This window comes from Streptomyces sp. NPDC102274 (genome assembly GCF_044766385.1).
In the GTDB taxonomy this organism is placed as follows: domain Bacteria; phylum Actinomycetota; class Actinomycetes; order Streptomycetales; family Streptomycetaceae; genus Streptomyces.
The window spans coordinates 34,986-53,258 of sequence record NZ_JBIWLW010000027.1 but is presented as its reverse complement, the minus strand read 5'-3'; the positions used below and the strand labels follow the sequence as shown (position 1 = coordinate 53,258).

The following is an 18,273-nucleotide window of genomic DNA, read 5'->3' as shown; positions in this document are numbered from 1 at the left end:
CGGCACGTGCCCGCAGCGCGCGCCTCATGACGGCGTGGCGTGGTCCGGCACGACATCGGACGCACGCGTCCGGGCCCGGTGGATGGAACGGGGAGTCACAGGCTTGCCTCCAGGGCGTCGCGGAGCCGGCGTAACAGGTCGATGTCCGGGTCGGCCACGCCCACGGCGGTGCCCACCCAGGAGGGGACCGCCGCGGGCGTGGCCGCCGCCGGTTCGGCGGGCGTCTCGACCAGTCCGGCCGCGGCCAGCCGGCGGATGTCCAGCAGGGTGTGGAACGCGGGTCTGCCCAGGGTCCAGGCGATGGCCAGCGGTGTCCGTACGCCGTCCGCCAGCTCCAGCAGCGCCCGCCGGCGGCGGGTGACCGCCTGGCCCGGCGCCGGTTCGCGCGTCCGTACGGGCGCGGTGTCCACGGCCGCGTACGGCCAGACCTGGTCGAGGAGTTCGCGCCGGCGCCGGGTCTCGCGCTCGACGGCGGACGCGGAGACGGGCCGTACGGGGCCGATCCAGTGCGCGACGCCGGAGCGGAAGCGGGTGGGCCCGCTGCCGGGGGCGAGCGCGAAGTAGGCGGCGTCGAACAGCGCGCCCAGATGGCAGATCTCCAGCTCGCCGCCGCCGATCCGGCCGCTGTCGACCAGGAACCGGCCGACCTCGCGGCGTGCGCCCGCCCGGTCGACCGCCTCCTCCCAGCCCGTGCGCGGCAGCCGGCCGCCGGCGGTGAGCAGGACGTCGATCCCGGGGGCGGCGGGGCTCTCCGCGTGCACGACGCGGCCGTCGGCGAGATAGAGCGTGCCGTGGTCGCGCAGGAGCGCTCCGGTGGCGCGCTCGCCGGCCAGCCGGACGAGCATCGGGGAGACCGTGGAGTGCGCCGCCGCCGTCATCCCAGCACCAGCCGTTCGGCGAGCTGTCCCAGCCGTAATCGGGCCAGGGCGAGGTTTCCGGTGTCGCGGTCGAGCCAGAGATGGAGGAAGACGCTGCTGTCGAACGTCGTCTCGACGAAGCTCAGGAGGTGGTAGCCGGTACGGGTGGTGACGATGAGGTCCTCGACGGGTGGGCCCTCGTGGCCGGCCGCGGCGGCGGGAGCGAACGCCGTGTACTCCGCGGCGGCCCTGGCCAGTTCGGCCGTCTCGGCGGCGGTCGCCTCATGGTCGCCGTTGGGCGTTTCCCCCGCCGTGCCGAGCGCGAGACCGCTCGTCCAGTCCACGATCGCCGCTCCGCGCGCTCCCGGCAGGTTCATGGCCTCCAGTAGGCACGCGTCGATTCCGGGCACGCGGACTCCCCTCCCAGCCGGGCGTGCGGGCGCACTCTTGTGCGGCAGTGACCGTGAGATTACGCATCGTCCGTGCGGGGGGAGGAGGTTCTGGCATTTTCCATCGGAACATGCGTGCCGGGCCGCGGGGGAGTGGCCAGTTCCGGCCGTCCCGGTCGGGTCGGTGCTCTCGGTCGCCCCGGCCCGGGTCAGTCGTCCAGGAGGAGCGCGTCGGCGTATCCGCCGCCCGACTCGGTGACGATCTCCTCGACCGTCTGCGCGGCTCGTACGGTCGCGAAGCGCACCCCGCCGCCGGCCCCGCCGGGCGCCGCCACGAAGCCGTGGATGCCCGGCCTGGCCAGGCTGTTGTAGGCGTAGTGGTTGGAGAAGTAGTACGCGCCGGTGTCGAGGGCGGCCACCAGATCGCCCTGCTCAAGCAGCGGCACGGGCCGGTTCTCGGCGAGCAGGTCGCCCGCGAAACAGGCCGGGCCCGCGATGTCCTGGGCCACGGCGGGGCCTGTCCTGGGCCGTCCCCCGGCGTCGTACGCGGCGATGCGCAGCGGCCAGGAGGCGGGGTCGTAGACGGTACGGGTGGCGACCTGCGCGCCCGCGTGGGTCACCGCGATCGGGCGGCCACCCGCGGACTTGGCGTATTCGACGCGCGCGAGGACCGTGCCGTGCTTGGCGAGCAGAGAACGGCCGAATTCGGTGACCAGTCCGTAGCGGCCGTCCAGCAGACCGGGGACGGTCTCCCTCAGCAGTCGGGCGTAGGCCGCGTACGTCGGTGTCTCCTCGTCCGAGCCGAAGTTGACCGGGAGACCGCCGCCGATGTCGAGGGTGTCGATCTGCCGGTGGCCGGCCGCCTCGTTGATCTCCTCCGCCAGTTCGTACACCGTCCGTACGCCCTCGGCCATACGCTCCAGCGGGACGCCCTGCGAGCCGGAGTGGGTGTGCAGCCGGGTCAGCCAGGGGCGGTCCAGAAACGCCTGGACGATCCAGGCGCGGGCGCCCTCGTCGCGCAGCGCGATCCCGAACTTGGAGGTGGCGGTCGCGGTGGAGAGGGCGCCGATGGATCCGCCGCCGACCTGCGCGTTGATCCGCAGCCCGAGCGGGGAGGCGACCGGTCCGGAACCCGTCGCCGAACCCGTCCCTGAATCCGTTCCCGAGCCCGGTCGTGCGCCCGTCCCAGAGCCCGGTCGTGTGCCGGAGCCGATGAGGGCGTCGAGCCGGTCCAGCTCCTGGGGGTTGTCCGCGTTGACCGCGATGCCGAGCGCGAGGGCCTCGCGCAGCTCGGCGGTGGTCTTGGCGGGGGAGTCGAGGACGGTGTGCTCGGGCCGTACGCCCGCCGCGCGGGCGAGGGCCAGCTCACCCGCGCTGGCGACCTCGGCGCCGATGCCCTGTTCGCCGAGCAGGCGCACCACGGCCACCAGGGGCGCGGCCTTCACCGCGAAGGCGTGCAGAACCGCGGTGCCCGGGGCGGTGACCTCGTCGAAGGCGGTACGGAGCGCGGCGGCGGAGGCGCGGATTCCGGCCACGTCGAGCAGGGCGACGACGGGCTCGGACTCGCTGATCAGACCCTGCGCCACGGCGGCCCGTACGGCGAGGTCCCGGCGGGCCGCGGCGCCGGGGGCCGCGCTCGTACCGCCGTCCGCGGAGCCGTCCGTGCCGTGCGGGGTGGTGCGACCGTTGTGCTGAACCGAAGGCATGCGTGCCAGCCAATCATCCGTGGACCGGTCACGCAGCTGTTGACTACAAGTATTCATCCGGACAAGATGTGAATAGATTGGCCAACAAATCAGTCGGTGGATTCACCCCGGCGGATTCACCACGGAGGAGGCATCGCCATGTCAGGACCCCGGCCCGTACGGGCTCCGCGCGGTACGGAACTGAGCGCCCTGGGATGGCAGCAGGAAGCCGCCCTCCGCATGCTCCAGAACAACCTGGACCCCGAGGTCGCCGAACACCCGGACAAGCTCGTCGTCTACGGCGGCACCGGCAAGGCCGCCCGCGACTGGCGCTCCTTCGACGCGATGGTGCGGACGCTCCGCACCCTCAAGCAGGACGAGACGATGCTCGTCCAGTCCGGCCGTCCGGTCGGGGTGATGCAGACCCACGAGTGGGCGCCGCGCGTGCTGCTCGCCAACTCCAACCTGGTCGGCGACTGGGCGAACTGGGAGGAGTTCCGGCGCCTGGAGGCCCTCGGGCTCACCATGTACGGGCAGATGACGGCCGGATCCTGGATCTACATCGGCACGCAGGGCATCCTCCAGGGCACGTACGAGACGTTCGCCGCCGTCGCCGCCAAGAAGTTTGGCGGGACGCTCGCCGGGACCATCACCCTCACCGCCGGACTGGGCGGCATGGGCGGCGCCCAGCCGCTGGCCGTCACCATGAACGACGGGGTCGCGATCTGTATCGACTGCGACCCGCGTGCCATCGAGCGCCGGATCGAGCACCGCTATCTCGATGTACGGGCCGACAGCCTGGAGCACGCGCTCCAGCTGGCGACCGAGGCGCGCGACGCGCGCCGGCCGCTCTCCATCGGCCTGCTCGGCAACGCGGCGGAGCTGCTGCCCCGGATGCTCGCCGAGGGCGCCCCCGTCGACATCGTCACGGACCAGACCTCCGCCCACGACCCGCTGGCCTATCTGCCGCTCGGCGTCGACTTCGACGAGATGGCCTCGTACGCCGCCGAGAAGCCCGCCGACTTCACCCAGCGCGCCCGTGAGTCCATGGCCCGGCACGTCGAGGCGATGGTCGGCTTCATGGACGCGGGCGCCGAGGTCTTCGACTACGGCAACTCCATCCGCGGCGAAGCCCAACTCGCCGGATACGAAAGGGCCTTCGCCTTCCCCGGCTTCGTACCCGCCTATATCCGGCCACTCTTCTGCGAGGGCAAGGGCCCGTTCCGCTGGGCGGCGCTCTCCGGCGAGGCGTCCGACATCCACAAGACGGACAAGGCGATCCTCGACCTCTTCCCGGAGAACGAATCCCTCCACCGCTGGATCAAGATGGCGGGCGAACGCGTCCACTTCCAGGGCCTGCCGGCCCGGATCTGCTGGCTCGGCTACGGCGAGCGCGACAAGGCGGGCGAGCGTTTCAACGACATGGTCGCCTCCGGTGAACTCGCCGCCCCGCTGGTCATCGGGCGTGACCACCTGGACTGCGGCTCGGTCGCCTCCCCGTACCGCGAGACCGAGGCCATGCTCGACGGCTCCGACGCCATCGCCGACTGGCCGCTCCTCAACGCCATGGTCAATGTCGCCTCCGGCGCCTCCTGGGTCTCCCTCCACCACGGCGGCGGCGTCGGCATGGGCCGCTCCATCCACGCAGGCCAGGTCTCGGTGGCCGACGGCACGGAGCTCGCGGGCGAGAAGATCCGCCGCGTCCTGACCAACGACCCGGGCATGGGCGTCATCCGCCATGTCGACGCGGGCTACGACATCGCGGAAGCGGTCGCCGACGAGCGCGACGTCCGTGTCCCGATGCGGGAGGGCGAGTGACCGCGTCACTCCCTCCCGAGCCGGGGCACGCCGAGGGTGCCCAGGGGGACGCCCGCCGGCCACCCTCCTTCCAGGAGATGTGGCGCGAACTCGCGCCGCTCGGGCGCGACTCCGGCAGCGGCGGCTACCGGCGGTACGCCTGGACCGCCGCCGACGCCGACTGCCGCGCCTGGTTCCGCGCGCAGGCCGAGGCCCGGGGGCTGGCCTACGAACTCGACCGCAACGGCAACCAGTGGGCCTGGCTCGGCGATCCGCTCGCCGGGGACGCTGTCGTGACGGGGTCGCATCTGGACTCCGTCCCGGACGGCGGCGCCTTCGACGGGCCGCTCGGTGTCGTCTCCTCCTTCGCCGCACTCGATGAACTCCGGGGCAGGGGCGCGCGGTTCAGCCGCCCCCTGGCCATCACCAACTTCGGTGACGAGGAAGGCGCGCGCTTCGGTCTCGCCTGTGCCGGCTCCCGGCTCACCGCGGGCCATCTCACCGCCGAGCAGGCCCATGAACTGCGCGACGGGGACGGCGTCACGCTGCCCAGGGCGATGGAGGACGCCGGCTACGACCCGTCCACGCTGGGCCCCGACCCCGAACGCCTCGCGCGGATCGGCGCGTTCATCGAGCTGCATGTCGAGCAGGGCCGCGCCCTCGACCTGTCCGGCGACCCCGTCGGTGTCGCGTCGGCGATCTGGCCGCACGGCCGCTGGCGCTTCGACTTCCGGGGGGAGGCCAACCATGCGGGCACCACCCGCCTCGCCGACCGCCGCGACCCGATGCTGACCTACGCGGAGACCGTGCTCGCCGCCCGCCGCGAGGCCGAACTCGCCGGAGCCCTCGCCACCTTCGGCAAGATCTCCGTCGAACCCAACGGCGTCAACGCCATCCCCTCCCTCGTCCGTGGCTGGCTGGATTCCCGCGCCGCCGACCAGTCCGCCCTGGACGCCGTGGTCGCCGGTGTCGAGGCCGCTGCCCGCGCGTGCGCGGACCGGGCCGGTATCGAGCTGTCCGTCGTACGGGAGTCCTTCACCCCCGTGGTCGAGTTCGAGCACGCCCTGCGGGACGAGCTGGGCAAGATCCTCGGGCAGCGCCCCGGCGGCGGCGCTCCCGTACCCGTCCTCGGCACCGGCGCCGGGCATGACGCGGGTATTTTGTCCGGCTCCATCCCTACCGCCATGCTGTTCGTACGGAACCCCACCGGAGTCTCGCACTCCCCGGCCGAATCGGCGGGCGAGGACGACTGCGTGGCCGGGGTCCTGGCACTCGCCGACGTACTGGAAGGACTCGCGTGCGCATGACGCACCCCACAGCGGCACCGGGCAGGACGAGGGTCACGGACGCCGGGAAGACCACCAGGAGCGGGCAGCCCACCGGGACCGCCACCGGGACAGAGGCCGCGACCGAGCCCGGGGCGGACACCACACCCGGGGCGGCCACCGCGCCCGGCCGGGCCGCGCCGGCCACGCCCGCCGGCCCCGTCTACTGGCTGGAGCACGCCTGGCTCGGCACCTACGTCGAGCCGGGTGTCGCCGTCGGCGTCACGGACGGCCGCATCACCGACGTCCGCACCGGCGTCATGACCCCGCCGCCCGGAGCGACGGCGCTGCGCGGACTGACCCTCCCCGGGCTGGCCAACGCCCACTCCCACGCCTTCCACCGCGCACTGCGCGGCACCGTCCAGGTCGGCTCCGGCACCTTCTGGACCTGGCGCGAGATCATGTACGGAATCGCCGCCAAGCTCACCCCCGACTCGTACTACACGCTCGCCCGCGCCGTGTACGCGGAGATGGCGCTCGCCGGTATCACCGCCGTCGGGGAGTTCCACTACCTCCATCACACCCCGGACGGCGCTCCGTACGACCGGCCGAACGCGATGGGGGAGGCGCTGATCGCGGCGGCGGCCGAGGCCGGGATCCGGATCACGCTCCTGGACACCGCCTATCTCTCCTCCGGCATCACGAAGCGGCGCGGCGGCGCGCCCCCCGACCGCCACCAGCTCCGCTTCTCCGACGGAACGGCCACCGCCTGGGCCGAGCGCGCCTCCGACCTCGCCTCGGCCCACAAGGACAGCGCCCACGCCCGGATCGGCGCGGCGATCCACTCCGTACGCGCCGTACCCGCCGAACAGCTCTCCACCGTCGCGGACTGGGCCGAGGCCCACCGGGCACCGCTGCATGTGCATCTCTCCGAGCAGACCGCGGAGAACGACGCCTGCCTCGACGTGCACGGCCGTACCCCCACGCGTCTGCTCGCCGATCACGGCGTACTCGGCGCCCGTACCACCGGCGTGCACAACACCCATCTCACCGACGAGGACATCGCCCTGCTGGGCGCCGCCCGCACCGGCACCTGTATGTGCCCCACCACGGAACGCGACCTGGCCGACGGCATCGGCCCCGCCGCCCGGCTCCAGCGCGCGGGCTCGCCGCTGTCGCTCGGCAGCGACAGCCACGCCGTCATCGACATTCTCGAAGAGGCCCGCGCGATGGAACTCGACGAACGGCTGAGCACCCGCGCCCGCGGCCACTGGACGGCCGCCGCCCTCCTGCGCGCCGCGACCGCGGACGGCCACGCGGCCCTCGGCTGGCACGAGGCGGGCAGGATCGAGCGCGGCGCGCTCGCCGATCTCGCCACCATCGCCCTGGACTCGGTCAGAACAGCGGGCACGCTCACCCGGCTCGGAGCGGAGACAGCCGTATTCGCCGCCTCCGCGGCGGATGTGCGCCACACCGTCGTCGCAGGTCGTGAGATCGTCCGGGACGGTGTCCACGCGCTCGTCCCGGACGTGCCCAAGGCCCTCGCCGAGTCGATCGCAGCCCTGCGCGGCTGACGCCGCGGACGCCGCCGAAGGAGAAGACCGTCACGATGACGACCACCACCACGGCGGGAACCACCGCCCTCACCAACATCGCCAGTCTGGTCACCAACGACCCCTCCCTCGGTGACGGAACCCCCATCGGTCTGATCCAGGACGCGGCCGTCGTCATCGACGGCGACCGCGTGGTCTGGGTCGGTGAATCAAGCAAAGCACCCGCCACTGACAATGCCGTCGACGCCGGTGGCCGCGCCGTGATCCCGGGCTTCGTGGACTCCCACTCCCATCTCGTCTTCGCGGGCGACCGCACTCAGGAGTTCAACGCCCGGATGTCCGGCCGCGCCTACTCCGCCGGCGGCATCCGCACCACCGTCGCCGCGACCCGCGCCGCCACCGACACCGAGCTGAGCGCCAACGTCGCGCGTTATCTGGCCGAGGCGCTCCGCCAGGGCACCACCACCCAGGAGACCAAGTCCGGTTACGGCCTGACCGTCGAGGACGAGGCCCGTGCCCTCCGAATCGCCCGCGCGCACACCGACGAGGTCACCTACCTCGGCGCGCACATCGTCCCGCCCGACCACGCCGGTGACCCCGCCGCGTATGTCGCCCTCGTCACCGGCGAGATGCTGGACGCCTGTGCCCCGTACGCCCGTTGGATCGATGTCTTCTGCGAGAAGGGCGCCTTCGACGGGGACCAGGCCCGCGCGATCCTCACCGCGGGAGCCGCGAAGGGCCTGCACCCCCGCGTCCACGCCAACCAGCTCTCGTACGGCCCCGGCGTCCAGCTCGCCGTCGAACTCGACGCCGCGTCCGCCGACCACTGCACGCATCTGACCGACGCGGACGTGGACGCCCTCGCCCACAGCGCGACCGTGGCCACGCTGCTCCCCGGCGCGGAGTTCTCCACCCGCGCCGTCTGGCCGGACGCCCGCCGCCTCCTCGACGCGGGCGCGACCGTGGCGCTCTCCACCGACTGCAACCCCGGCTCGTCCTTCACCTCGTCCATGCCGTTCTGTGTCGCGCTCGCCGTACGCGACATGGGCATGACCCCGGACGAGGCGGTCTGGTCGGCCACGGCGGGCGGCGCCGCCGCCCTGCGCCGCCAGGACATCGGCCGCCTCACCCCGGGCGCCCGCGCCGACCTCGCCCTCCTCGACGCCCCGAGCCATGTGCATCTGGCGTACCGCCCGGGGGTGCCCCTGGTCACGGCGGTCTGGCGGGCCGGCGAGCGGGTCCACTGACCCCCGCGTCGCCCGGCCCGCGTCGCCCGGCGCCCCCTCGTCGCCCGGCGGCCCCCCGTCGCCCGGCGGCCCGACGCGCCCTCACCCCTTCAATACAGCGACCTCATCGATCTTCGCCCGCAGCCTCCGCACCGCCTGCGTCTTCGCGTACGGCTTCAGCCTGCGCTGCATCGTCTCGAAGTGCTCGTCACCCCGCGCCGACGAGACATGCTCGTAGTCCTCCAGGAACTGCCACCAACTCCCGCACGCGGCCTCCAGATGCCCCAGCTCCAGCTGACGCTGCGCCAGCACCGCGAGGAAGTGGACCCTGCCCTGCCGTTCGTTCTTCTGCTGCGCCTTCAGGGACTGCTGGAGCGCGGATATCGAGCCCGGCAGATCCTTGAACTCGTACAGCACATGGGACGTGTGGAACAGATACGCCGTCGTGTCGTAACCGCCCACCGACTCACGCCGGTTGTCCGCCTTCGTCAGCGCCGTCTCGGTCTCCCGGAGCCGGGTGAACGCCTGCCGTTTGTCGCCGACCATCGCCGCGGAGTGGGCCTGCTGCCCGGAGAGGAAGGCCCGCAGACGTGGTCCGGCCTGCGGGGACGCCTCGGCGGCCGAGTCGGCGAGCTCCAGCGCGCGCTTGCCGTAGCCGAGATTGGACGCCTGGAGAGACATGCCGCGCAGCGTCCGGCAGTACGTCGTGTGGTCCTCGGCGGCGCCGGCCAGCTCCAGGGCCCTGAGGTAGTACCGCTGGCCGAGCCCGTGCGCCCGCTCGTACATCGCCATCCACCCGGTCAGATAGACCAGATCGGACGCCGCCGACAGCATGTCGCTCCGTACGCCTTCCGGAGCCTCGGCCTTGAGCCAGGGCATGACCGTGTTCACGAGAAACGCGGCGGCCATCGGGCGCGCGTGCCCTCCGCCGAGTTCATCGAGAATGTCCGCTATTCGATCGGTCATCGTACGTACGGCCTGTACTTGCGGCGCGCCGATCCGGGCCGTCCGCTTGCCGGTTGGTGCGGTCGTCGGGGTGGCGGCGTGTGCCAGATCCGGGAACAGCGGTACCACAATCGCGGCGGAGAACAGTCCTGCGGCTATCAAACTGCGACGCGACGGGTCCATATCGGCCCTCCCCATGTCGACCAGTTCTTCGAACGTGTTGACGCCGGAAGTGCCGGAAGTGCTGTAGGGGCCGTAGGCGCCGGGTATGCCGGAGCCCGCCGGCGCGTGCGCGGCGGCCGCGACCGGCAGGCCGGCCTCCGCGTGAGTGACCGGTCGCCGGAGCTTGCGCGCGAACGCCTCCACGATCAGTGGCCTGACCTGCTCCTTCGGGGTGGTGCCCGCGACCCAGTGGGAAACCGCGGACTGGTCGTAGCGCAGTTGGAGCCCGGCTTCCGCGCCGATGCGATTGATGATCTGGGCGAACTGCGCACGGGACCATTTCGCCTGCTCAAGCAGAGAGGCCAACCCGGCATTGGGTGTGCGTGAGTGACGTGAGTTACTCGCCATGCCTTTAACTCCCCCAAGCGTTCATGGCTTTCATTCTCGGACCTGCCCTCCACGGTACCCGGGGAGGGTAATAACGCGGTTTTCTCTTCAAGTAGACGCCGAACACACGAAGAGAGCGGGGGGCCAAGGTGACCACAGTGACAGACCGCAGAGCCGGAGGCACAGAGGAAAACGCACACGGGAAGGCATTGGCATATGACGATATCGCCTTCGATGTCATAGCCCTGAACATCGACCGCGCGCTCGCCCCGCATCGCCTGATGCCGCCGCCGGTGGAGATCGTCGATCTCACCAACCGGCTGATCGACCATGGGGCGTTGCTCGTCGGTTTCGTGGAGCGGATCCCCGAGACCGAGCACACGGTCCGGGCGAGGGGTGCGCTGAAGGACTGGTACGACCTGACCGGCAGCGGTCCCGGTGGTGGCGCCATGGCGAACTGGGTCCACATGCGTGCCCTGGCCCGCATGTGCCGCACGTTCATGGACTACCTGCACGAACGGGAAGGGCGGCACCGGACATGACGCCGGAAGCGAAGCATCAGGCGTGGTTCGTTGTCGCGGTCTGCACGCTGGGGCTCACCATCGCCCTGGCAGTCGGGCTGCGTCTGTAGGCCCCCTGTTGCCGATCACAGCTGCGGCGGGCCTCGACTACCCCAGTACCACCGGCAGTTCCCGCACGCTGTTGCCCACAAAGCTCCGATGGCGCGGAAGCTCCTCTTCCGGGACCGCGACCCTCAGGTCCGGGAAACGTGTGAACAACCGCCGCAGCGCGATCGTCGTCTCCATCCTCGCCAGCGGTGCGCCCGGACAGAAGTGCGCACCGTGGCCCAGAGAGAGATGGCGCGTGGCGGAGCGCGTACGTCGCATGACGTCGAAGCGGTCCGCGTCCGGGCCGTGGGCGGCGGGATCACGGCCGGCGGCCGAGAAGCCCGCCAGCACCGGAGTGCCCGCGGGGATCAGCGTGCCGTCCACCGTCAGATCCCGGGTCGGATAGCGGAACGGGAAGAAACTGACCGGACTGTCCCAGCGCAGCGTCTCCTCGACCGCGTCCGCCCAGTCGGCGCCACCGGCCCGGATCAGCTCCAGCTGGTCCCGGTGGGCGCAGAGCGCACGCACCGCGTTGGTGATCAGATTGAGCGTGGTCTCATGACCGGCGATGATCATCACGATCATCGTGCCGATGAGTTCGGCCTCGCCGAGCCGGTCGCCGCCCTCCTCGCGCGCGGCGATCAGGGCGCTGGTGAGGTCCTCGCCGGGACGGTCCATACGGGAAGCCGCCACCGCCGCGAGCACCGCCACCATCTCCCGGTTCGCGGCCACCGTCGCCTCGGGCGCGATGTCGGTCGCCACCACCTGGTTCGACAGGACATGCAGCCGGTCCCGGAACTCCTCGTCCACACCGAGCAGTTCACTGATGACGCTCATGGGCAGCGGCAGCGCGAAGCGCGCCCGCAGATCCACCACACCGTCGCCCCCGCTGTCGCCCCCGCGGTCACCCACACCGGCGCCGGCTCCGGCCGCCGCGGCCTCCACACCGTCCAGCAGCTCGTCGGCCAGCCGCTCGATGCCGGGCCGCAGCGCCTCCACCCGCCGTGCTGTGAACGCCTTGCTCACCAGTGACCGCAGCCGCCGGTGATCGTCGCCGTCCGAGGTGACCATGCCCTGCACGGTCGCGAAGGTCCGCAGCGGCCAGCCGTCCGGAATCCGCCCCTCGCGCAGTGCGGTGAAGTGCCGGGCGTTCTTGGCGACATCCGGGTGACCCATGAATTCCTTGAGCGCCTCGTGGCCGAGCACCGCCGCCGCCGGTACGTCCCCGGGGAGCAGGACCTCGGCCGCGGCCCCCTTCGCCAGCAGCGCGGCGTTGGAGGCGTGCGGGCAGCCGCCGGAGGAGTCCATCCGGTGGGGCGCGGAGTGCGCCGCGGGCCGGGGCTCGGAAGGGGACGCGTATGACGCGGTCAACGGACTCTCCCTCCCGGCATGCCTGGTACAGGGTCGCTCCCGATCCTATGAGGGACCGGGTGGCCCGGCACAGGAGCTGTTCCGGCCTCTTCCCGGCCTGTTCTGGCCTCTTGCGGTGACTTCCGGTGACTTCCAGTGACTTCCGACGGCTTCCGGACCGTTACGGCCCGTTGTCCTGGAGTGATTTGCGCGGGTACCGTCCTTTCGGGGCGGGACGCGACCGGGGGGTCGAATTGAGCGAGGTACGCGGTGCCGCGCGCATGCGCGTCGAGGTGGTGACGCCGGGGGAGCTGGCCGAGCCGGACATCGCGGCCTGGCGCGCGTTACGGGCCGCGTCCGGCGCCCCGGCCAACCCGTTCATGGAACCGGAGTTCACCCGCGCGGTGGGCCGCGTGCGGCCGGCGTCGCGCGTGGCGGTCCTGCGTGAGGAACGGGGGGAACGGGAGGAGCGGGGGGCCGGCCGGCCCGTCGGTTTCTTCCCGTACGAGAAGGGCCCGTTGGGGTACGGGCGGGCCATCGGGCTCGGGGTCTCCGACTGCCAGGGCGCGGTGCTCCGTACCGGTCTGCCGCTGACAGCGCGCGAACTGCTCGGTGCCTGCTCGCTCGCGGCCTGGGAGTTCGACAACCTGGAAGCGGGACAGGGGCTGTTCGTGCCCTCGGCCGCCGAGGGGTTCGAGTCGCCGGTGATCGAGGTCGGGGAGGGGTACGCCGCGTACGAGGCGGCCCTGCGCGTGGGGTCGCCCACGTTCTTCCGTACGACCACCGCGAAGGAGCGCAGGCTCGGCCGCCAGACGGGGGAGGTCCGCTTCGTCTTCGACGAACGCGATCCGGCCGCCCTGCGCGCGCTCATGGCGTGGAAGTCGGCGCAGTACCGCAGGACCGGCCGGCGCGACCGGTTCGCCCAGGAGTGGATCAGCGCGCTGGTACGGCTGCTCGCGGACACTCGTACGCCGGGCTGCTCCGGGCTGCTCTCCGTGCTGTACGCCGCCGGGCGCCCTGTCGCCGCGCACTTCGGACTGCGCTCGCGCACGGTGCTGTCCTGCTGGTTCCCGGCCTACGACCCCGGGTTCGCGAAGTTCTCGCCGGGGCTGATCCTGCATCTGCGGATGGCCGAGGCCGCCGCCGCGACGGGGATCGTGATGCTCGATCTGGGGCGCGGCGCGGCGGAGTACAAGGACGCGCTGAAGACCGGCGGGCTCCGGGTGTACGAGGGGTCCGCGGCGCGGGCGGGCGCGCGGGCGGCCCTCTCCTGGCTGGGCAGGGAGCCCTCCCGCAGGGCGCACGGCTTCGTACGGAGCAGACCGAGGCTGGCCCGATACGCGCAGCGGACGCTGAACCGGCTGGGCCGGCTGCGAGCCGGGTGACGGGTGACGGGTGACAGTGGCGGATGGCGGATGGCGGATGGCGGATGACGCGAGGCGATGGCCGGGCGACGCGCGACCTGCCGGGCGGACGGGCAGGACCTGGGGTGCGGGACCAACGGGGGAGCAGATGACCTATCCATCCACAGCCACACTCGCGTCCATCGCCGTAGCCGAACTCGATCTCGCCGGCCCCGACGGCCCGGTGCTGTCCCTGGGCCCCGCGCCCGGTGGCCCGCCCCTCGGCGAGGGGGACATCTACGCGCTCGTACGGATCGGGGGCCGCCCCGCCGCCACCGTGCTCGCCCGGGTCGGAGCGGGGGAGGACCCCGCCGAGGTGCTCATGGCCGCCTTCCGAGCGCAGAAGGGCCGGGCGGACCGTACGGCCGCCGGAGAGCCGCACGCCCCGCCCCGTACCACCGTCGTCGTCGGGACCCGCGAGCGCGCGGGACAGCTCGCCCGCGTCCTCGACTCGCTTCTCGCACAGGACCACCCGGACTTCCGTGTCCTCGTCGTCGACAACGCGCCCGTCACGTCCGCCACCCGCGACCTCGTGGCATCCCGGTACCCCGGCCGTGTCGACTACGTCCACGAACCGCGCCCCGGACTGGCCCTCGCCCACAACCGCGGTCTCACCGAGGCGGACGGCGAGGTCGTCGCCTTCACCGACGACGACGTGATCGCCGACCCGCACTGGCTCACCGCGCTCACCACGCCCTTCGCGGCGGACCCCGGCCTCGGGTGTGTCACCGGCCTGATCCTGCCCGCTCGGCTCACCACCCCCGCCCAGATCCTGCTGGAGAGCCACGGCGGCTTCGCCAAGGGTTTCGAGCCGCGTCTGTACGACCCGGCCAGGCCGCCCGCCGGTGAGCCGCTCTTCCCGTTCACCGCCGGCAGTTTCGGCTCCGGCGCCAACATGGCCTTCCGCGCCGACGCGCTGCGGGCCGTCGGGGGATTCGACCCGGCCACCGGCACCGGCACCCCCGCCAGGGGCGGCGACGATCTCTACGCCTTCGTCCGAATCCTGTCCGCGGGCCACCGGCTCCGCTACACCCCGGGGGCGCTCGTCTGGCACCACCACCGCGAGACCTGGCAGGACCTGGAGAACCAGGCGTACGGATACGGCGCCGGCCTCACCGCCTATCTGACCGCGGTCCTGGTCCGCCGCCCCGCGCTGCTGCCCGCCCTGCTGGCGAAGCTGCCGCGCGGCCTGGCCCACGCCCGCGCGATCACCGCCCACCGCCCGGACGGAGAGGCGGAGCCAGGGCCCGGCGCGCACGGCGCGCGGTCCTATCCCTGGCCGCGCGGCCTCTCCCGGCTGGAACGCAGGGGCATGCTCTACGGCCCCCTCGGCTACGCGAAGGCGCGCAGACGGATAGCCGGGGACGGGGGCCTGGCGTGAAGGACCTGCCCGCCGCCGTCCGCATCCCCGGCCCCATTCCCGTCCTGCTCTACCACGCCGTCATGGACGACCCGCCCGCCTGGATCGCCGAATTCACCGTCACCCCACGGGACTTCACGGCCCAGCTGGACGCCGTCGTCGGCTGCGGCCGTACGCCGGTCCCGATCAGCGGACTGGCCCGCCATCTCGTCCACGGCACGGCCCTGCCGCCCCGGCCCGTCGTCCTCACCTTCGACGACGGCTTCGCCGATCTGCCGGGCCCCACGGCCGAGGCGCTCGCCACCCGCGCGCTGCCCGCCACCGCCTATCTGACCACCGGCGCCCTCGCCACCAACGCCCCCACCACCAACGCCCTCACCCCCGGCTCCCGCACCGGCTCCGGCTCCCGCACCGGCTCCGGCTGCCTGCTGCCGCCCGCTCCGATGATGACGCTCGCCCAGGCGACCGCACTGGAGGGATACGGCATCGAGGTGGGTGCCCACACGGTCACCCATCCCCAGCTGGACACCCTCACCGCCCCCGCGCTCCACCGTGAACTACGGCAATCCAAAAGCGCGTTGGAGGATGTCCTCGGCCATGAGGTGGCGCATCTGGCCTATCCGCACGGCTACAACAGCCGCGCGGTCCGGCGGGCCGCCGAGGCCGCCGGATACGCCTCCGCCGTCGCCGTCCGCCACGCGCTCAGCTCGGGGCGCGACGAGCCGTACCGCATCGCCAGGCTCATCGTCCGGCGTACCCACACCGTGCCGGACATCGAGTCCTGGATGGCGGGCGAGGGGGCGCGCGGCGAGCGGGTCAGGGTCGCGCCCTTCCCCGATTCGCCGGCCACGCTGGGGTGGCGGCTCTACCGAGGCGCGCGCGCCCGCGTGCGCGGGCCCGAGTTCGCCGGATAGGCGGGGACATGCCACGGGAGCCTCGCCTGTCCGCCGCCTCGCCCGGCCCGTCCGCCGCGCCGTTACGTCCGCCCGCGTCCTCCCCGTTCAGGAGGTCCGTGTCCGCGCCGCTCCGGCCCCGACAGCTGCTGTCCTGGCTCCCGTTGGCGGTGGCGGCGGCGCTGTGGACATGGTCGTTGCCGAGAATAGGGTTCCGGGACATCGGGGACTTCGGACTCCTCGACCGCTTCCCCATCGCCTTCTACGCCTCGCTGGTCGTGCTCTCGGCCGGCTTTCTGCTGAGCCTGCGCCGGGCGGGCACCGCTCCCCGGTGGCCGTTGGCCCACTGCGTCGCGATGCTGATGGCCCTCAAGGCACCGCCCGCCCTCCTCTACGACTCCGTCCGCTACGCCTGGGCGTCCAAACATGACGCCGTGATCGCCAGGCTGCTGGCCGAGGGGACGGTATACCCGCACGCCGAGCTGTCCGGCGGCATGTCCGCGTACGACCAGTGGCCGGGCTTCTTCTCGCTCAACGCGGCCCTGATCCGGGCCTTCGGGGTGACGGGCGCCGCCTCGTACGCCAACTGGGCGCCGGTCCTGTTCGGGCTGCTGACGCTGCCCGTCCTGATCCTGGTCTACCGCACCTTCACCGACGACTGGCGGCTGGTGTGGGCCGCAGTCTGGATCTTCCAGCTCGCGAACTGGGTGGGCCAGGACTATCTGTCCCCGCAGGGCTTCGCCTATCTGCTCTTCCTGACCGTGTTCGCCGTGGTCGTACGGCATTTCGTACGGCCGGGATCCGCCGGGCGGCTGCGCGACCGGTCCCTGCTCGATCCGGCCGCCGCGTCCGTGCCGCCGCCCACCACCACGCGTCAGCGGGCGGCCGGTGTGGCGATCCTGGCGCCGCTCATCGCGGCCGTCAACGCCTCGCACCAGCTGACCCCGGTGATGCTCTCCATGACCCTGATGGCCCTCTGCCTGACCCGCCGTTACCGCAATCTCGGGCTGCTCGTGGTCACCGGCGCGCTGATGCTCGTCTGGGATCTGACCATGGGACGGGTGCTGTTCCTGGACACGCTGAGCACCCTGCGCGACTCGGCGGGCGATCTGCTGAACAACTCCCGCGCCGGATTCGCCGGCGAACCGACCGGCCCGGGGCCGGAGCTGGTGGGGAACGCCAACATCCTGATGGTGCTGGTACTGGGCGCGCTCGCCGGCGCGGCCGTTCTGCTGAGACGCCGGCTGGTACGGAGCGCCCTGCCGCTGCTGCTGGCCGTCGCGGCCCCCGTCCCGCTGTTCGCCGTCAATGACTACGGCGGCGAAATGCTGTTCCGCGTCTATCTGTTCGGGCTGCCGGGCACGGCCTTCTTCGCCGCCGCCGCGCTCGTCCCCGCCGTCGCGGGAACGGGAAGGGCGCGGAAACTGGCACGCGGCGTGTCGGTGGTCGCGCTGCCCGTGGCGCTGATCGCCCTGCTGGCGGGCTTCCTGCCGTCGTACTACGGCAAGGAGGGCATGCAGTACGCGCCGCCCGCCGAGACCGCGTTCGTGAAGCGGGCCTACGACCGAGCGCCGGACGGGGCGCTGATCCTCGCCACCACGGGGTCGTTCCCCGGCGCGTACTACCGCTACGACCACTACGAGCGCTGGTTCTTCACCGAACAGGAAGTGCCGGAGAACCTGAAGATGCTCCGGGATCCGGCCGGGTATCTCGACGCGGGCATCCCGGACGGGCGCCCGGCGTTCGTGATCCTCACCCCTTCCCAGGAGGAGGCCACCACCGGCGAGGGCTATCTGCCGCCCGGCGGCTTCGACCGGATGAGCGAGGCGCTGAAGCGCTCGCCGTACTTCCGGGTCGTGGAGGAGAGCGAGCACGGACTCGCACTGGAACACGTACCCCGAGGAACCCGAGGCACGCCAGGCACGCCAGGCACGCAAGCGGAGGAGAAGCCACGGTGAACGACACCAGGACACCGGCCGGGCCGTGGCTCAGAGCCGCCCTCGCCCTCTCCGGCTGGCCGGCGCTCGCCGCGACGGAGCTGCCCGACGGCGTGCCGCTGCGCTGGATACCCGTCCTGCTCTTCGTCCTCCTCGGCCCCGGCTGCGCGCTGCTCCTCCCGCTGCCGCGCGGCCTGCGGCCCGGCGCCCGGCTGGAGGCGCTGGCGCTCGCCGCGCCGCTGAGTCTGTCCCTCGCGACGCTCACCGCCACCGCGCTCTTTCTGGTGCGGGGCTTCTCGGCCACGGCGTTCATGGTGTCGCTCGCCGCCTTCTGCACGGTCGTGGCACCGCTGCCCGCCCTGCCGCTGCCCGCCGCGATCCGTGGGGCGGTGGAGCGGCGTCCCAAGCGGCGCGAGCGCGCCGAACCCGCCGCCGGTAACGGCCGATGACGGGTAC

At 72.5% G+C, this 18,273-nt stretch carries 15 protein-coding genes; 10 read left to right on the top strand and 5 right to left on the bottom strand.

Annotated features, from left to right (window positions below; translation table 11 throughout):
* Positions 1-95: 95 nt before the first annotated feature.
* From ACIRQP_RS29760 to ACIRQP_RS29750, 3 genes are all read right to left on the bottom strand, one after another.
* The gene (locus ACIRQP_RS29760; RefSeq protein ID WP_403895110.1) at positions 96-878 is read right to left on the bottom strand and encodes a transcriptional regulator; all 783 of its coding nucleotides are present in this window, start codon (positions 876-878) and stop codon (positions 96-98) included.
* Complete coding sequence (locus ACIRQP_RS29755) at positions 875-1,267, bottom strand: hypothetical protein (protein ID WP_403895108.1); 393 nt, start codon at positions 1,265-1,267, stop codon at positions 875-877. Before ACIRQP_RS29755 ends, ACIRQP_RS29760 begins: the two co-directional genes overlap by 4 nt.
* Positions 1,268-1,455: 188 nt before the next feature.
* Positions 1,456-2,952, bottom strand: a complete 1,497-nt coding sequence (locus tag ACIRQP_RS29750; RefSeq protein ID WP_403895106.1) for a diaminopimelate decarboxylase — start codon at positions 2,950-2,952, stop codon at positions 1,456-1,458.
* Between the two features lie 138 nt (positions 2,953-3,090).
* On the opposite strand from ACIRQP_RS29750, the gene hutU reads away from it, so the two are divergent.
* The 4 genes from hutU to hutI all read left to right on the top strand — a co-directional run bounded on the left by hutU (position 3,091) and on the right by hutI (position 8,793).
* Positions 3,091-4,749 (top strand): urocanate hydratase, encoded by a 1,659-nt coding sequence (hutU, locus tag ACIRQP_RS29745; protein WP_403895104.1) that lies wholly within the window; start codon positions 3,091-3,093, stop codon positions 4,747-4,749.
* A gap of 77 nt (positions 4,750-4,826) precedes the next feature.
* Entirely contained in the window at positions 4,827-6,035 is a 1,209-nt protein-coding gene (locus tag ACIRQP_RS29740; RefSeq protein WP_403895281.1) for an allantoate amidohydrolase, read from the top strand.
* A complete protein-coding gene (locus ACIRQP_RS29735) occupies positions 6,032-7,567 on the top strand; it encodes a formimidoylglutamate deiminase (RefSeq protein ID WP_403895101.1) in 1,536 nt (511 codons plus the stop codon). Before ACIRQP_RS29740 ends, ACIRQP_RS29735 begins: the two co-directional genes overlap by 4 nt.
* A 35-nt stretch (positions 7,568-7,602) precedes the next feature.
* Positions 7,603-8,793, top strand: coding sequence for an imidazolonepropionase (gene hutI / locus ACIRQP_RS29730; RefSeq protein ID WP_403895098.1), 1,191 nt, complete (start codon positions 7,603-7,605; stop codon positions 8,791-8,793).
* An 81-nt stretch (positions 8,794-8,874) separates the two neighbouring features.
* Here hutI and ACIRQP_RS29725 read toward each other — a convergent pair whose 3' ends face one another.
* Complete coding sequence (locus ACIRQP_RS29725) at positions 8,875-10,287, bottom strand: hypothetical protein (protein WP_403895095.1); 1,413 nt, start codon at positions 10,285-10,287, stop codon at positions 8,875-8,877.
* Between the two features lie 188 nt (positions 10,288-10,475).
* Here ACIRQP_RS29725 and ACIRQP_RS29720 point away from each other — a divergent pair, with 188 nt between their 5' ends.
* On the top strand, positions 10,476-10,808 hold the full coding sequence (locus tag ACIRQP_RS29720) for a DUF6415 family natural product biosynthesis protein (RefSeq protein WP_403895092.1): 333 nt from the start codon (positions 10,476-10,478) through the stop codon (positions 10,806-10,808).
* Positions 10,809-10,934: 126 nt separating this feature from the next.
* On the opposite strand, the gene ACIRQP_RS29715 is transcribed toward ACIRQP_RS29720, so the two are convergent.
* Positions 10,935-12,182 (bottom strand): cytochrome P450, encoded by a 1,248-nt coding sequence (locus tag ACIRQP_RS29715; protein ID WP_403895278.1) that lies wholly within the window; start codon positions 12,180-12,182, stop codon positions 10,935-10,937.
* Between the two features lie 323 nt (positions 12,183-12,505).
* Here ACIRQP_RS29715 and ACIRQP_RS29710 point away from each other — a divergent pair, with 323 nt between their 5' ends.
* From ACIRQP_RS29710 to ACIRQP_RS29690, 5 genes are all read left to right on the top strand, one after another.
* Positions 12,506-13,609 carry a GNAT family N-acetyltransferase gene (locus ACIRQP_RS29710; protein WP_403895276.1) on the top strand — a complete coding sequence of 368 codons (1,104 nt, stop codon included), beginning with the start codon at positions 12,506-12,508 and terminating at the stop codon, positions 13,607-13,609.
* A gap of 127 nt (positions 13,610-13,736) precedes the next feature.
* On the top strand, positions 13,737-15,008 hold the full coding sequence (locus tag ACIRQP_RS29705; RefSeq protein WP_403895090.1) for a glycosyltransferase: 1,272 nt from the start codon (positions 13,737-13,739) through the stop codon (positions 15,006-15,008).
* A 62-nt stretch (positions 15,009-15,070) separates the two neighbouring features.
* Complete coding sequence (locus ACIRQP_RS29700) at positions 15,071-15,901, top strand: polysaccharide deacetylase family protein (RefSeq protein ID WP_403895274.1); 831 nt, start codon at positions 15,071-15,073, stop codon at positions 15,899-15,901.
* A gap of 98 nt (positions 15,902-15,999) precedes the next feature.
* Positions 16,000-17,838: a hypothetical protein gene (locus ACIRQP_RS29695; protein WP_403895087.1), complete on the top strand. Its 1,839-nt coding sequence runs from the start codon at positions 16,000-16,002 to the stop codon at positions 17,836-17,838.
* Positions 17,835-18,266: a hypothetical protein gene (locus ACIRQP_RS29690; RefSeq protein ID WP_403895084.1), complete on the top strand. Its 432-nt coding sequence runs from the start codon at positions 17,835-17,837 to the stop codon at positions 18,264-18,266. Before ACIRQP_RS29695 ends, ACIRQP_RS29690 begins: the two co-directional genes overlap by 4 nt.
* Positions 18,267-18,273: the final 7 nt, after the last annotated feature.